The sequence below is a fragment of the Gilvimarinus polysaccharolyticus genome (assembly GCF_001187555.1).
Lineage (GTDB): Bacteria > Pseudomonadota > Gammaproteobacteria > Pseudomonadales > Cellvibrionaceae > Gilvimarinus > Gilvimarinus polysaccharolyticus.
On sequence record NZ_LFIJ01000002.1, the window covers coordinates 1,081,643 to 1,097,387 of the forward strand.

General features: G+C 49.1%; 15 protein-coding genes. 11 read left to right on the forward strand and 4 right to left on the reverse strand.

Annotated features, from left to right (window positions below):
- Positions 1-88 precede the first annotated feature (88 nt).
- From GILYN3_RS13270 to GILYN3_RS13300, 7 genes are all read left to right on the forward strand, one after another.
- Positions 89-3,814: a nitrate reductase subunit alpha gene (locus GILYN3_RS13270; RefSeq protein ID WP_049723440.1), complete on the forward strand. Its 3,726-nt coding sequence runs from the start codon at positions 89-91 to the stop codon at positions 3,812-3,814.
- A 17-nt stretch (positions 3,815-3,831) separates the two neighbouring features.
- Positions 3,832-5,367 carry a nitrate reductase subunit beta gene (narH, locus tag GILYN3_RS13275; RefSeq protein ID WP_049723441.1) on the forward strand — a complete coding sequence of 512 codons (1,536 nt, stop codon included), beginning with the start codon at positions 3,832-3,834 and terminating at the stop codon, positions 5,365-5,367.
- Between the two features lie 9 nt (positions 5,368-5,376).
- Complete coding sequence (gene narJ / locus GILYN3_RS13280; RefSeq protein WP_049723442.1) at positions 5,377-6,093, forward strand: nitrate reductase molybdenum cofactor assembly chaperone; 717 nt, start codon at positions 5,377-5,379, stop codon at positions 6,091-6,093.
- A gap of 8 nt (positions 6,094-6,101) precedes the next feature.
- Entirely contained in the window at positions 6,102-6,797 is a 696-nt protein-coding gene (gene narI, locus GILYN3_RS13285; protein WP_049723443.1) for a respiratory nitrate reductase subunit gamma, read from the forward strand.
- 110 nt (positions 6,798-6,907) lie between these two features.
- Positions 6,908-7,675: a peptidylprolyl isomerase gene (locus tag GILYN3_RS13290; RefSeq protein ID WP_049723444.1), complete on the forward strand. Its 768-nt coding sequence runs from the start codon at positions 6,908-6,910 to the stop codon at positions 7,673-7,675.
- 46 nt (positions 7,676-7,721) lie between these two features.
- Positions 7,722-9,107 carry an oxygen-independent coproporphyrinogen III oxidase gene (hemN, locus tag GILYN3_RS13295; RefSeq protein WP_049723445.1) on the forward strand — a complete coding sequence of 462 codons (1,386 nt, stop codon included), beginning with the start codon at positions 7,722-7,724 and terminating at the stop codon, positions 9,105-9,107.
- A gap of 162 nt (positions 9,108-9,269) precedes the next feature.
- Positions 9,270-10,046, forward strand: a complete 777-nt coding sequence (locus GILYN3_RS13300) for an aspartate dehydrogenase domain-containing protein (protein ID WP_049723446.1) — start codon at positions 9,270-9,272, stop codon at positions 10,044-10,046.
- Here GILYN3_RS13300 and GILYN3_RS13305 read toward each other — a convergent pair.
- Positions 10,014-10,934 (reverse strand): NAD(P)-dependent oxidoreductase, encoded by a 921-nt coding sequence (locus GILYN3_RS13305; protein WP_049723447.1) that lies wholly within the window; start codon positions 10,932-10,934, stop codon positions 10,014-10,016. The two genes, GILYN3_RS13300 and GILYN3_RS13305, sit on opposite strands and share 33 nt — an antisense overlap.
- Before the next feature lie 280 nt (positions 10,935-11,214).
- Between GILYN3_RS13305 and GILYN3_RS13310 the strand changes: the two genes are divergently transcribed.
- From GILYN3_RS13310 to GILYN3_RS13320, 3 genes are all read left to right on the forward strand, one after another.
- Positions 11,215-11,892 carry a spermine/spermidine synthase domain-containing protein gene (locus tag GILYN3_RS13310; RefSeq protein ID WP_049723959.1) on the forward strand — a complete coding sequence of 226 codons (678 nt, stop codon included), beginning with the start codon at positions 11,215-11,217 and terminating at the stop codon, positions 11,890-11,892.
- A 533-nt stretch (positions 11,893-12,425) separates the two neighbouring features.
- Positions 12,426-12,782 carry a hypothetical protein gene (locus tag GILYN3_RS13315; protein WP_049723448.1) on the forward strand — a complete coding sequence of 119 codons (357 nt, stop codon included), beginning with the start codon at positions 12,426-12,428 and terminating at the stop codon, positions 12,780-12,782.
- A gap of 325 nt (positions 12,783-13,107) precedes the next feature.
- Positions 13,108-13,398 carry a hypothetical protein gene (locus GILYN3_RS13320; RefSeq protein ID WP_232305596.1) on the forward strand — a complete coding sequence of 97 codons (291 nt, stop codon included), beginning with the start codon at positions 13,108-13,110 and terminating at the stop codon, positions 13,396-13,398.
- 81 nt (positions 13,399-13,479) lie between these two features.
- Here the strand turns inward: GILYN3_RS13320 and GILYN3_RS13325 are convergent, their stop codons facing one another.
- From GILYN3_RS13325 to GILYN3_RS17020, 3 genes are read right to left on the reverse strand one after another with little or no spacing between them, the layout of a single operon-like run.
- Positions 13,480-14,178, reverse strand: a complete 699-nt coding sequence (locus GILYN3_RS13325) for a class I SAM-dependent methyltransferase (RefSeq protein ID WP_049723449.1) — start codon at positions 14,176-14,178, stop codon at positions 13,480-13,482.
- A gap of 58 nt (positions 14,179-14,236) precedes the next feature.
- Positions 14,237-14,683, reverse strand: a complete 447-nt coding sequence (locus tag GILYN3_RS17015; RefSeq protein WP_198147356.1) for an FAD-dependent oxidoreductase — start codon at positions 14,681-14,683, stop codon at positions 14,237-14,239.
- Positions 14,607-15,128 carry an NAD(P)/FAD-dependent oxidoreductase gene (locus GILYN3_RS17020; RefSeq protein WP_198147357.1) on the reverse strand — a complete coding sequence of 174 codons (522 nt, stop codon included), beginning with the start codon at positions 15,126-15,128 and terminating at the stop codon, positions 14,607-14,609. The genes GILYN3_RS17015 and GILYN3_RS17020 overlap by 77 nt, the downstream gene beginning before the upstream one ends.
- 114 nt (positions 15,129-15,242) lie before the next feature.
- Here GILYN3_RS17020 and GILYN3_RS13335 point away from each other — a divergent pair, with 114 nt between their 5' ends.
- Positions 15,243-15,677 (forward strand): Rrf2 family transcriptional regulator, encoded by a 435-nt coding sequence (locus GILYN3_RS13335; RefSeq protein WP_049723450.1) that lies wholly within the window; start codon positions 15,243-15,245, stop codon positions 15,675-15,677.
- Positions 15,678-15,745 lie beyond the last annotated feature (68 nt).

The following is a 15,745-nucleotide window of genomic DNA, read 5'->3' on the forward strand; positions in this document are numbered from 1 at the left end:
CTTAGGAGGCGCACCATTAGCGGGTGAATTTATTACCGGCAAGAGCCCTAAGTGCTTATTGCTATAGCCTCTGTTCAGGAGTCCGCGAATGAGTCATCTGCTCGATAAGTTGCGTTATTTTCAGGCGCAGCGAGAACCTTTTTCCGAAGGCCACGGCGTTACCACCACTGAGGATCGTCAATGGGAGCGCGGTTACCGCCAGCGCTGGCAGCACGATAAAATTGTCCGCTCGACCCACGGGGTTAACTGTACCGGCTCTTGCAGCTGGAAAATCTATGTTAAAAACGGTTTGGTTACCTGGGAGACGCAGCAAACGGATTACCCCCGCACCCGCCCCGATTTGCCGAACCACGAACCACGGGGTTGTCCTCGTGGTGCAAGTTACTCGTGGTATATCTACAGTGCTAACCGCTTAAAGTATCCTAAAGTTCGCCAGTCTTTAATGAAGCTGTGGCGCGAAGCGCGCGCGCAGTACGCCGACCCGGTAGATGCCTGGGCATCTATTGTAGAAAATCCAGTAAAAGCCAAAAGCTATAAAGAGCGTCGCGGCTTGGGTGGTTTTATTCGCGCTCATTGGGATGAGGTGAATGAAATTATCGCCGCCTCCAATGTGTATACCACCAAAAGTTATGGCCCCGACCGCATCTCTGGCTTTTCGCCTATTCCTGCTATGTCGATGGTGTCTTACGCGGCGGGTGCGCGTTATTTATCGTTAATTGGCGGTAACTGCTTAAGCTTTTATGATTGGTATTGCGACTTGCCACCGGCATCGCCACAAGTGTGGGGCGAGCAAACCGATGTGCCCGAATCGGCCGATTGGTATAACTCGTCGTATATTATTTGTTGGGGTTCTAATGTGCCGCAAACGCGTACCCCCGACGCTCACTTTTTGACTGAGGTACGCTACAAAGGCACCAAGGTTATCAGCATTACTCCCGACTATTCGGAGGTGGCCAAGCTTACCGATCAATGGCTGGCACCGCGCCAAGGCACCGATGCCGCTCTGGCGATGGCCTTTGGCCACGTAATTTTAAAAGAGTTTTATGTCGACTCGCAAAGTGATTACTTTATCCCCTACGTTAAGCGCTATACCGATTTTCCGCATTTAGTGATGCTGGAAAAAAGTGGTGACGTACTACAGCAAGGACGTTTTTTACGCGCCGCCGATTTAGTGGATAACTTGGGTGAAACCAATAACTCCGATTGGAAAACTGTGGCTATTAATAGCGCGGATCAGCGCTTGGTTAGCCCTAACGGCTCTATTGGTTATCGCTGGGGCGAGCATGGTAAATGGAACTTAGAGGCGTGCGAAGGTGGCAAAGGCGATGAGGTTGATTTACAGCTGTCGTTGAAAGGCAACAGCGATGAAATCGCCGATGTCTCGTTCCCTTATTTTGGTTGTAAAGAGCACGACCACGGTTACTTTCAGCACACCAATCACACCGACGTGCAAGTGCATAAAGTTCCGGTAAAACGCGTTACTTTGGCCAATGGCGAACAAGTGTTAGTGGCGACGGTGTTTGATTTAACTCTAGCCAACTACGGGGTCGACAACGGCTTAAACGACGTTAATTGTGCGCAAAGCTTTGACGATGACAAACCCTACACGCCTAAATGGCAAGAGCGTATAACCGGCGTCAAGCCCGAGCACGTCATTAACGTTGCCCGCGAGTTTGCGCGCACAGCAGATAAAACCCATGGCCGGTCGATGATTATTGTCGGTGCCGGTATGAACCACTGGTTCAACATGGATATGAATTACCGTGGCCTAATTAACATGCTGATGATGTGCGGTTGTGTTGGCCAAAGCGGCGGCGGTTGGGCGCATTATGTGGGGCAAGAAAAGCTGCGCCCGCAAACCGGTTGGACACCCTTAGCCTTTGGTCTTGATTGGCAGCGTCCACCACGACATATGAACGGAACCTCATTTTTTTACGCGCACTCCGATCAGTGGCGCTATGAAAAACTGAGCATGAGCGATCTGGTTTCGCCGCTGGCCAATAAAGCTAAATGGCAATCGAGCATTCTAGATTACAACACCCGCGCCGAGCGTATGGGGTGGTTGCCATCGGCGCCGCAGTTAGGTGAAAACCCGCTTAATATCGCCGCACAAGCTAAAGCTGCCGGTAAAGATGTTAAAGATTATGTTCAGCAACAGCTGGTTAACGGCGAGTTAACGTTTGCCTGCCAAGACCCAGACAGTCCTAAAAACTTTCCGCGCAATATGTTTGTTTGGCGCTCCAACTTGTTAGGCTCTAGCGGTAAAGGCCACGAGTATATGCTGCGTCACTTTTTGGGCACCAAACACGGCCTGATGAACAAAGATCTGGGTGAGTCGGACGAGACCAAACCCGAAGATGTGGTGTGGCACGAAGACGCCCCCGAGGGCAAAGTAGACCTGTGGGTGACTTTAGATTTCCGCATGTCGACCACTTGTTTGTACTCCGATATTGTATTGCCTACCGCTACTTGGTATGAAAAAGACGATATGAATACCTCGGATATGCATCCGTTTATTCACCCGTTAACCGAGGCGATTGATCCGGTATGGGAGTCGCGCAGCGATTGGGAAATTTTTAAAGGCATTGCCAAAAAATTCTCCGAAGTATCGGTGGGGCATTTAGGGGTAGAGACCGATGTAGTCACTACACCTATTATGCATGACTCCCCCGGCGAGCTGGCACAACCTTACGGCGTTAAAGCTTGGTGGAAGGGCGAATGCGATGCCGTGCCTGGCGTTACTATGCCTAACATCAACCTAGTAGAGCGTGATTACCCCAACACTTATCATCGCTTTACCTCGGTTGGACCACTGCTAGAAACCTTGGGCAACGGTGGCAAAGGTATTAGCTGGGACACCAAAGAAGAGGTTGAGTTTTTAGGTAAACTTAACCAAGTGCACCACGAAGAGGGCGCCAATCAAGGTCGGCCTAAAATCGAATCGGCGATTGATGCTTGCGAGGTTATTTTATCGCTGGCGCCAGAAACTAATGGTCAAGTGGCGGTTAAAGCCTGGCAGGCGTTGGGCAAACATACCGGGCGCGATCACACGCATTTGGCGCGACCTAAACAAGACGAAAAAATTCGCTTTCGCGATATTGTCGCCCAGCCGCGTAAAATCATTTCATCTCCTACTTGGTCGGGGCTGGAGGACGAACACGTGTCCTACAACGCCGGTTACACCAATGTGCATGAGCTAATACCTTGGCGCACTATTACCGGCCGGCAACAATTTTATCAAGATCACGAATGGATGCTCGATTTTGGTGAGCAGCACTGTTTGTATAAACCACCGGTTAACCTAAAAGCCGTAGAACCGCTCTTGGGCAAAAGAGAAAACGGCCATAAAGAGTTGGTGCTTAATTGGGTAACACCACACCAAAAGTGGGGTATTCACAGTACTTACTCCGATAACTTATTAATGCAAACGCTATCGCGCGGTGGGCCCATTGTGTGGCTCAGCGAAACCGATGCCAAAGCCGCTGGCATTGTCGATAACGACTGGATTGATGTGTTTAACGTGAACGGTGCACTGGCTTGTCGGGCGGTTGTGTCGCAACGGGTGCCGCAAGGCTTAAGCATGATGTATCACGCTCAAGAGCGCATCATCAACACCCCGGGCTCAAACCTAACCAAAACGCGCGGAGGCATTCATAACTCCGTTACCAGAGTGGTGATGAAACCCACCCATATGATCGGTGGTTACGCGCAGCAAGCATACGGCTTCAACTATTACGGCACAGTGGGCTGTAACCGCGATGAGTTCGTCATTATCCGCAAAATGGATAAAGTCGATTGGCTCGATACCGAGTAAGGCCCGGAGGTTTACGCATGAAAGTAAGAGCACAAATAGGCATGGTATTAAATCTAGACAAGTGTATTGGTTGTCACACTTGCTCGATTACCTGCAAAAACGTTTGGACATCTCGCGAAGGTGTCGAGTACGCGTGGTTTAACAATGTAGAAACAAAGCCGGGCATTGGTTACCCCAAAGAATGGGAAAATCAAAAAGTTTGGAACGGCGGTTGGACGCTTAATAAGAAAGGCAAAATAAAACCTCGCATCGGCGGCAAGCTGCGGGTATTGGCCAACTTGTTTGCCAACCCCGACTTGCCCGAAATTGACGACTACTACGAGCCGTTTGAATTTGACTATCAGCACTTACACACGGTTGGCGATACCAAGCATCAGCCCACGGCACGGCCGCGCTCGTTAATTACCGGGCAGCGCATGGAGAAAATCGAGTGGGGCCCTAACTGGGAGGAAATCTTAGGCACCGAGTTTGAAAAACGTCGTAAAGATATTAACTTTGACAAAGTTCAAGCCGATATTTATGGCCAGTTTGAAAATACATTTATGATGTATTTGCCGCGTCTTTGCGAGCACTGCTTAAACCCAGCCTGTGTTTCTGCGTGTCCGTCGGGTGCCATCTACAAACGTGAAGAAGACGGCATTGTCCTGATCGACCAAGATAAGTGTCGCGGTTGGCGTATGTGTGTGTCGGCCTGCCCGTACAAAAAAATCTACTACAACTGGAAGAGCGGTAAGTCCGAGAAGTGTACCTTTTGTTACCCGCGCATCGAAGCCGGCCAGCCAACGGTTTGCTCCGAGACCTGTGTCGGCCGCATTCGCTACTTAGGCGTGCTGTTGTACGATGCCGACCGTATTGAAGAGGCCGCCAGCGTACCCAATGAAGCCGATTTGTATCAGGCGCAGTTGGATATCTTCTTGGATCCTAACGATCCAGAAGTTATTGCCGCCGCCGAAAAAGAAGGTATATCCCAGGGCTGGATTAAAGCCGCGCAGCGCTCACCCACTTATAAAATGGCGGTAGAGTGGAAGGTTGCATTGCCGCTGCACCCAGAGTATCGCACCTTGCCGATGGTTTGGTACGTGCCGCCGCTGTCGCCCATTCAAGGTGCCGCAGAGGCCGGCCATGTAGGCATGAATGGCGAAATTCCTGATCTTAAGTCACTGCGTATACCGCTGCGTTACTTGGCCAATTTATTAACGGCAGGTGAAGAGCAACCGGTGATTGATGCGTTAGAAAAAATGATCGCGATGCGTGCTTACAACCGCTCTAAATACGTCGATGGGGTACAAGATTTAGACGTACTAAAACAAGTCGGCCTGAGCGTGGCGCAGGTAGAGGAGATGTACCGGTATATGGCGATCGCCAATTACGAAGATCGCTTTGTGATTCCGACCAGCCATCGGGCCTATGCCGAAGACGCCTACGATATGAAAGGCGAGTGCGGCTTTACCTTTGGTAATGGTTGCGGTGGTGGTAATGATGAAACCAGTCTTTTTGGTGGCAATCGTGCTGGTGTTAGGCAAATTATCCCCGCCGTCTTGCAAGAAGATTAGGAGTAAAGCATGGAAAGTTTGCGTTTAGTATCGCTGCTTATGGAGTACCCAACCCAAGAGTTAATGGATGGGCGAGACGAGCTGTTGGCGTTGGTGGCCAGCATTAATCTTAAGTCTAAGTTGCGTGGCGAGTTAACAGAGTTTGTAGCGCAGCGCACCGGCGGCGATTTAATGGATTGGCAGTCCGAGTACGACTCTTTGTTCGAGCGCGGCCGGTCTTTATCGCTGTTGTTGTTTGAGCACGTGCACGGTGAATCGCGCGATCGTGGTCAGGCGATGGTCGATTTGATGGATCAGTATCGTCAAGCGGGGCTGGAGATAGACGCCAAAGAGCTGCCCGATTATTTGCCCCTGTACCTAGAGTTTTTATCGACTCAAGGGGCCGATAACGCCCGCGCCGGTCTGCAAGAGGTAGAGCATATTTTGGCGCTGTTGGCCGCCCGGTTAAAAGAGCGCGAATGCAATTATGCGGCTTTATTTGAGGCGTTGTTATATTGGTGTGGGGCACGCGTTAATTTAGACGAGATGCGCCAAAAAGTTGCAACAGAGGCGCGCGATGATACCCCCGAGGCACTGGATAAAGTATGGGAGGAGGAGATGGTGACCTTTGGCCCCGACTCTAAGTCAGATGCCTGTAACACTAACTACAAGCCAGAATCCGGTCAGCGCAGAGATCAAGAGCAAATACTTAATATTGTCGATCCACAACGCGCGCAAAAACATTAGGAGCAACGATGTCTACTTTTCATTTGTTTGCCTTTGGTATCTATCCGTATATCGCGATTGCTGTGATGTTTATCGGCACATGGATTCGTTACGACAGGGAGCAGTACACCTGGAAGGCCGGCTCTAGCCAACTGTTAGAAAAAAAGTGGCTGCGCATTGGCAGCATTCCTTTTCATGTGGGCATTATTGGCATTTTCATGGGGCATTTTGTCGGCTTACTAACGCCATTAGCCGTTTGGCATTTTTTAGGTGTCACCGCCGAGGCAAAACAACTGTTGGCAATTATTGCCGGTGGTTTTTTTGGCCTATTATGCCTGTTTGGTTTAGTGGTGTTGACAATTCGCCGCTTGTTTCACCCGCGTATTCGCGCCACCAGTAATGGCTCGGATGTGCTGGTGCTGCTACTTATTTTAGCGCAACTAATGCTTGGGCTTTGCTCGATTTTTATCTCGGTAGGTCACTTAGATGGCAAGGTAATGCTCCAGTTAATGCATTGGGCCCAAAGCGTATTTTTATTACGCGGGTTTAGCGGTGCCGAGGCGATTGTTAATGTATCGTGGGTGTTTAAAGCACACATTATTCTTGGCATGACAATATTCTTGGTATTTCCGTTCACCCGTTTGGTTCACATGCTGAGTGTGCCGGTTAAGTACCTTGGCAGAAACTACCAAGTTGTACGCCGCCGTAGTCGAGCATCTATGTAATTGTTGCGCGGCGCTAAGGCGCCGCGCATTAACCAACGCTTAAGCATTACCATTCCCGACGACCAGTGTCGTCGCTATAAAAATGAGTTGTTTGCGAGGCCATCGCCACTATGATTACCGTCAATGATGTTGTTATCGACGAAAATACTATTTCGCAAGAAGTGCAATACCACCGCGCCGATTCTAAGCGCGAAGCTATGTGTAAAGCGGCCGAATCTTTAGTCATTGCCGAGCTGTTTCGCCAGCGCGCTAAAGCGTTAGGCATAACCGTTACCGATGATTCGCTAGAGAGTTCGGATGAAGGTTTTATCGAAGCGCTAATCGAGCGAGAAGTTGCTACGCCAGAGGCGACCGAGGAAGATTGTAAAACCTATTTTTCTGCCAACCCAGAGCGATTTTTAACCTCGCCATTATTAGAAGTTAAGCATATTTTATTGGCGGTTAATAAAGACGACGATGCCGGCCGCGCCGAAACCAAAACCCGCGCCGATGCACTGCTCGAGATGCTAAAAGGCGGCGCCGACTTTACCACTCTGGCAAGACGTGAGTCTGCTTGCCCATCGAAAGAAACCGGCGGTAGTTTGGGGCAAATTAGCCGAGGGCAAACAGTTGCCGAATTTGAACGCCAAGTCTTTGTAGCCGATCTGGGCTTAATGCCGCGCCCAGTCGAGACCCGTTATGGATTTCATTTGGTCTATATCGAGCGGAAAATAGCCGGAGAAGCCATGCCGTACGAGTCAGTTAAAGATAAAATAGTGGAATATTTAACCGAAAAAGTACAGCGTAAAGCCGTGGCGCAGTATATCCAAGTGCTTATTGCCGAGGCCGATATTAAAGGGTACGATTTCGACGTCAGCGGCTCGCCGTTGCTGCAATAATTAACCGTCAATTAAGCCCCCTTGATACAGTTAAGGTTTTACCGTCATGAGTTCAGTCAATGTCCCCTGGGATCCAGAGCTATTAAAACGCTACGATCTACAGGGGCCGCGCTACACCTCGTATCCCACCGCGCCCCAATTTCTTGAGAGCTTTGACGCGCAAGATTTTGCCCAAGCGATTGCCAAATGTAATGCCTCAGAGCGCGACTTATCGCTCTATTTTCATATCCCGTTTTGCGAAACTCTGTGTTACTACTGCGGCTGTAACAAAATTGTGACTCATCATAAAGAGCGCGCAATGCCGTACCTTGAAGCGTTAGAGCGTGAAATGTCGGCGATAGCGACACAACTGGATACGACCAAGCCGGTAGCTCAGCTCCATTGGGGCGGCGGCACACCTACTTATATTAGCGAATCAGAAATGCGCTGGCTGATGGCCGCCACACGGCGTCACTTTAACCTGCTGCCTGGCGATGCTCTAGAAGCTTCGGTAGAGGTTCATCCCGGTCGAATGTCGGTCGATAAAATTTATTGCCTGCGTGATATTGGCTTTAATCGTTTGAGCATGGGTGTGCAAGATTTTGACCCCGACGTGCAAAAGGCGGTGAATCGCTATAACAGCGTCGAGCAAGTTAATGCCATTATGGCGGCAGCCAACGAATGTGGCTTCCAGTCGATTAGCATGGATATTATCTACGGCTTACCGCTGCAGTCGGTGGCATCGCTAAGTAAAACGCTGGATGAGGTGATCGCGCTGTCGCCCGACCGGATCTCGGCGTTTGGTTATGCGCATTTACCGCACTTGTTTAAAAGCCAAGGCTTAATTGATGATGATCAATTACCCGCAGCGCAGCAAAAGCTCGACATGCTGCAACTTATTATCGAGCGGTTACAAGCGGCCGGCTACGTGTATGTGGGGATGGATCATTTTGCTAAAACCAGTGACTCTTTAGTGAAAGCGCAAAACGAGCAAGCGCTGTATCGCAATTTTCAGGGTTATTCGACCCACAAGGGCTGTGAGCTATTAGCCTTTGGTGTGTCGGCGATTAGCTATTTTGGCGATACCTATATTAAAAACAGTAAAGACATTAATGAATACCAAAACCTGATAAACGCCAATACTCCGGCATTTGTCAGTGGCGTATCGCTAACTCGCGAAGATCTCATCCGCAAAGAATTAATTAGCCAACTTATTTGTCACTTTGAGCTAAATTTTGCAACGTTTAACCAACAGTTTGATATTGATATGGCGCAACATTTTGCCCCAGAGCTACAGGCATTAACCCCGATGGTAGCAGACGGGTTAGTCACACTGACGCCAACGGGCATTCAGGTTAATAGCGCTGGCCGCCTGCTAATTAGAAGAATCTGCATGGTGTTTGATCAGTACCTAAAAAGCTCGTCTACGGCTTTGTACTCTAAAGTGATATAAGTTCCATTGATATATTGCTCCCCATAAGCTTACGCCTAAATGGCGTCAGCGCGACTATGTGTTTAGTGTGTTGATATCTCTATAGGGTATTGATAGGCTGCCCGATGCTTTTAGTGGCGTTCATTTATGACGCTTCAAAAATCATGAGTGTGGGGTGTAAAAATGAAGACATTAGCTATTGTGGGTTGCGGCAAGCTCGCCGATATTGTTGTAAGTGCTCTTTTAGATGGATTGCTCCCCGATTATAAACTGGTGGGGGCGTTTTCTCGCACCAAAGAAAAAACTCGGAGTATTTCTAATAAGGTTCACGACTGCGTCGCGTGCGATAGTCTTGAGCAGTTGCTAGAGCTAAAGCCCGATTATATTGTCGAGACGGCCTCTCCGGCCGCCATGAAAGATCTGGCTTTGCCAGCACTTAAAAGTGGTGCATCCATTGTTACCTTATCTATTGGCGCTTTGGCCGATACTGCTTTTTACCAAGAAGTGGAGCAAGTAGCCCGTGAACACGGCACGCGTGTACACCTTGTGCCGGGCGCGATAGGCGGCTTTGATGTGTTGCGAACGGCATCTTTAATGGGGCCATGCGAGGCATCATTTAAAACCGAGAAAGGCCCAAACTCTTTGCGTGGCATCTCGGTTTACGATGAATCTTTACAGACAGAAAAACGCCAAGTATTTGAAGGTAACGCGGTAGAGGCGATTGCGTTGTTTCCCACCCGAGTTAACGTGGCGGTAGCCGCCTCATTGGCATCGGTTGGACCTGAACAAATGCAAGTATCCATGACCTCAGTGCCCGGTTATGTCGGGGATGATCACCGGATAGAAATCAAAAGTGAACAGGTCCATGCCGTGATTGATGTTTACAGTAAAACAGCTCAAATAGCGGGCTGGAGCGTGGTAAACACCTTACGTAATATCACCTCGGCCATTGTATTTTAAAATATTCTGCAGCACTTTATCGCTAAGGCGCTGAAACGCTTGACGCGTCCGACCGGTAGAAGCATTCACGCTTCGGACGTTGGGGTGGCTCAAGTGTTTCTCGCCGCCGAGTGCGCCCAGCGAATCGCAATAGCACAGGTTGTCGCCGTCCAGCCATTTTAAGAATGGTGCTTCATCCCAAGCGGGAGATAAACCCGTGTTAAACAAGATTTTGTTGTTGCCCAGTTGTTTAAACTCTTCTTCGTGCAACAGCACAACGTTTCTGTTTAGGCTGCAAATAACCACTTCGCTTTTGGCCAAAAGTTCACCTAAAGGTAAAAATTGGTAACCTTTTTCGCGGGCGGCTTGTTTCTCGCTGCGGGCAAAGTAGGTGATGTTAGCGCCAAACATTGCTAAGGCATCGGCGATCATGCCGCCCAGCGTGCCCAAGCCAACAATTCCCACGTTAAGTCCGGTAATTTCACGGGCTACGCCATCCCAAGGTTTTGCTGGGCTGCCGTCGGGGTTGTTCCCAAAGCCGTGCAGGCAGCGCACAAGCTCGCTGACAACGTACTCGACAACCCCTTCATCGCCATAATCGCGCACGCCGGTTACGGTAATGCCCTGCGCGTTAGCGTAATGAATATCAACGTTGGCCGACTCGGGTGAGTACAGCGAGCAGCACATGCCAATGTATTTAATGTTGGGGCACAGCTCTAAGGCCTCGCGGCCTAAATGTGTGGTGTGGCTCAGTAAAACAGCATCGGCGTCACCAATGCGCGCCGCTATGGCGGCGGGGTTGCTAGGGATGTCTTGATATAACACCACCTCTTTGGCAAGTGTATAAAGTTGTTCTTCTACCGCTGGAACTAAACTCAACGGTTCAATTCCCACTAGCTTGTTAAACATCTTTTTCTCCCGATAAACGAAAACCAGAACCATAGACGTTATAATCTGTCGTTGCAATGGTGCCGCATGTTTTTGCTTAGAACTCTTTAGCCTTTGCTTAACGCCTATTTTTATACCGATGTATTATTTTTTATAAGTAATCGTGCAGCAAAATTTTATAAAACTCAGATAATACCGACGTTATTGCTAAAGGTGTTGTCGCGATAGCTTAGTTTCTGCTGATAGCGGCGCGCCGAATCTGCTAAAGTAGCCGCCTCATTCCCTGTTAATGCGTATTGATATGATCCCTTGGAACCTACTAGGCACGGCAACGATCCCCAATAATGGCGGCGAGCTACGCCTTGCGCAGCGCGATAAAGAATTTTCTATTGCGCTTAAAGGCGTGCGCGGCGAACTAATGAATAGCCGCGTACACTGCTCGGAGTTAGCATTAGCCGATTTAGGCTGCGCGCATCTAGAGGCAGTACCAAACGCTGCGGTTTTGGTGGGCGGCATGGGTATGGGCTTTACCTTAGCGGCGGCACTTAATGCCACAACCGCGACCACTAAAGTTACCGTTGCCGAGCTTGTGCCAGATGTTATTGAGTGGAATAAAGGCCCGCTAGGCGAATGCGCCGGTTACCCGTTAAATAATCCGCGCACAGTTGTGCATGTGGGCGATGTGGCGGAGTTTTTTGTAGCGCAGCAACCCACTTTTAACGCAATACTGCTCGATGTCGATAATGGCCCAGAGGGTTTTACTCACGCTGACAATAACAGCTTGTACTCGCTAGATAGCTTGCAGGCGATACGCAATACACTACATAAAGGCGGAGTGTTGGCGGTGTGGTCGGCTTGGCATGACCCGAGCTTTACCACACAGATTAAAAAGGCGAAGTTTAAGGTAGATGTAAAGACTGTGCGGGCGCATAAAGGCAAGGGCAGTAAGCATACGATTTATTTGGCGGTTAAGGGCTAACGGATAGATTTTTTACAGGATAAAGGCTCCGCCCATCCAGCCCACGGCAACTGCTCCTGCGCTGCTCTATTTAGCTACATCCATGTAGTGATTCGGGTTCCCTCGCCCTAGCCGATTTTAGATGGCACGCATTCATGCGTGCTTACCCCCTAAAATAGAATTGTGCTCGGCTGGCCGCTGGGGACCTAAAAGCGGCGCTTCGTAGCGTTTTTTTGGTGGTTGCGTTTATTGCGGTGGCATAATATTCTACGGCTAACATACGCCTTCAGTGCGTTTTTCTCCGACAAGGAACTGTCAGTAAGTGTTATCTTTCTGTTTTTACTCAAAGATCTTCTGTTTTTTCCTAATCCAATCTCTACCAGAGATAGATGGGTTGCTACAGCAATAATCTATAGTATATTTTATTGGGCTTTTTATAGTGTAATTAGACGGATAAGAACTCTTTATAAGAACAGCGATTAAAATAACGCCTGTTGTCGCTCATTTGTCTGCCTATTTGTTGCAAGTGTTTAAATACATAAGGAATTTGTTTCATGAAAGGAATCCATAATTTAATTCTTCTAACAATTACTGTTGTTGCTGCGGCATGCACGTATGTGAATATACAGTATGGTCTCTCGGAAATGGATACCCCAGATCGAACCGAGTTTCTTTGGATGTTTGTCTTCGCCTTGCTGATATCGCTATGGGTAATCAAAGAGCCGCATAAATCAAGTCAAATACCAGATTTCACTTTTGGTGCGTTGGTGTTCTTTGCGTGGCCGATTCTTCTGTTGAATCACCTAGTAAAAACTCGTGGTTTTGAAGGGGTAATTCTTTTTGTCGGTTTTGTCGCTATCTATAATCTACCGTTTTTGTCTGGCTTAATCGCCTATGTTTACTTTACGTAGCGAGGCTTTGGGCGCTAGAGTTGAGGTGCTTGGATGTGCAGGAGCGGCCTTTCGATGGATTTTCTGGCCAAGCAGAAAAGCCATTCGCCGGTCCACGACAGGGGGCAAGAAAAGTGAAGGCGGTGCCAGTGTAAATCGTTTAGCACTTTGGGTATCGAGGTTTTTTAAGAATCACCAACTAAATTTCTGGTTACATGCCATTCAAAAATCCCGCTGATTGACTCAGCCGCACCTCATGATTTCCATAGAAAATCAGTCACACATGATATAGATTAAGTCCGGCTATAGGTAAAACCTAAACTTAACCTCTCACATAGGAGCTCAAATGGCTTATAAAAAAATGGCGGGTACATCGGCGGTGTTTGTGGATGAAAACAACCCGAGCAGTTCGGCCCAAGAGCGCGATGGTTTGACGTGGTCGGCCGCAGAGCTGCATTTGAACGATATCCCCGCACAATTGGCCCGTAAAGCGCCAATGGCGAACAGTTTGTCGCTGGAGGGGCTGGAAGATTATGACCCGCCGCAGCATGGTGATTTACGTTTGATGCAATGTATTAACTCGGATTTTGTGTATGTGGCCTCGTCCAAAGCGTGGGTGCAATATAGTAATCAATAGCGTTGGGCTTGGCCGCCGTGTGCCTAATGCCGTGGCGGCTTTGGCTAGTGCTTAAATATCAACACTACTTGTCATTGCCCATTAAAAGCCTGCCCGACTCGCCAGCCAGCCGTGTATTAAGCCCGCTTGAAAAAACGGTATGGGTACATCAAAGCCGCCAGCTTTGATTAAGGTGGACACCTCGCTTGGTGGTAATACGCCGACATCGTTAGTGTAGGTGTTGCGCATGCGGGCCAACCCTTCTTCTGTTGTTTGGCCCGAGGTCATCTTCATCCAAGCGCGCAGTAACACATCGAACTCGGGCGAGGTGACTTGTGCGGCAAGATCGGCGCTGGCCAATAAGCCATTAGGTTTTAGCCTGTCGGCGATACTGCGAAAAAACTGTATGCGATCTGCGCGTTCTAGAATAAATTGCGACACTAAAAAACACGTGGCGGCATCGTATTGAGCGATACTGGACACCTCGTTTAAAAAGCCTTGGTAAAACTCGCAGCGCAAGATTACGTCAGAATGTTCTGCTCTTTTTCGGCAAATAGCCAGCATAGCGCCTGAGGGCTCGACCGCAGTGAAACACCAGCCAGGATTTTTCCGAGCAAGGTGGAGTAGTTCATCGCCCGTACCAACACCAACGCACAGAATGTGCGCATCGTTTGGTAGCGACGCAAATAAACCGTCGACCAATAAATTTAAACAGTCACGAATCGCTGCGGTTTTGGCCCAATGGGTGTCGTAATGGGGGGCCTGTTGATCAAACAGAGCCGTTATTTCATCCTGCTGCATTATGTTCTCGCTTTTGGTTGGTCGGTGCAGAACCCTTGAGATCTAATGTCGGTAAATCTTAATGATTAAACATTAATGCACGATGGGCCGCGACACCGGCCATGGTGCCCGATGCAATAGCGAAGGTGCCGTTTTGCATTGGGTTGGATAAATCTCCGGCAACAAATACACCCGCTGTAGAGCTTTCTTTAAATTCATCAACTTTGATATGAGTGCCCATGGGTGTCTCTACAGTTTCAAGCTTCAACTTGGCGACAATGGGCGAGGTTATGGTTACCTGGGGCGCAACGTACAGGCCTTGAATGGCTGTCTGGCGGCCATCTGCCAGCTCAACATGCTGAATGTGTTCTCCGTCGCCGACCACACGGACTATGGCCGATTCTTCTAAGCTGACGCCTCTTTGGTGAAGGTGATCGAGCACTTCTCCTTCAGGTTTGTATTGCCCTTGGGTAAACAGGGTTGTCGCGCCCCAATCTGGGATCATGGCGGCTTGATGAAAAGACATTTCGCTCGTCGCCAAGGACGCGATCTTGCAGTTCGTAACCGTGGCAGTAAGGGCAATGGATAACGCTCTTGCCCCAGTGTTCTTTTACGCCGGGAATATCCGGCAGCTGATCGGTGATACCGGTGGCGAGAATCAGTTTTTGTGCGTGGTGTTGGTTACCGCTTGCCAGAGTGACCAAAAACCCGTCTGTGGTTTGCGCTACGTCGACGGCGCTATCTTCAACCAACCGGAACGTTGGGTAAGACTGTAGTTGCGCTAATGCCGTTGCGCGAATCTCGGCCGGTGTTTTTCCATCGAGACAAAAAATGCCGTGAGATTCTTTTGAAAAACGATTTCGCGGTGAGTTAGCGTCCACCACGACAACATTGCGTCTGCCGCGAACCAACTGCATGGCCGCCGATAAGCCTGCAAAGCTGCCACCTATAATTACTATTTCTGTTTTCATGTGTATCGCCTCACTTAAAGAACATCAATAGTTACATGAAGGGTGGGCTTGTGGCAACCCACGTAACCTATAATGTTTCGTGATATATTGAGGCTTTAAGCTCCAAGGTGACACATGCGCAAAGATAGCCGGCTCTCGCGAGTCCTACATGTACTGGTACATCTCAACAGGTTCGACTCCCCTGTTACTTCGGATACTTTGGCAAAAATGTTATCGACCAACGCCGTTGTTGTAAGGCGCACGATGGCGTTGTTGCGTGCTCAGGGTTATGTGCATTCTGCCAAGGGGCATAACGGCGGTTGGACACTTGCAAAGCCCCTAGCCGAAATCTCTTTATTGGATATTCATAGCTCGTTAGGGGAGGGCTCTGTTTTTACCATTGGCTTAACCGATGAGCATAATAGCTGCCCGATAGAGATTGCGGTTAATAAGGCACTACAAGATGTGATGGGTGAGGCCGAACAGCTCATGCTGAAACGGTTTGCAGAGGTCACGCTTGATACGTTAGAGCTTGAGTCTATGAACCATCTAAAAGATTTAGGTATCTGACAATCCTCGTTTACATCAAGCTATTAAGCTGAATAGGATCAGAGCCCCAAGTGTTAGCCGCTCTGATC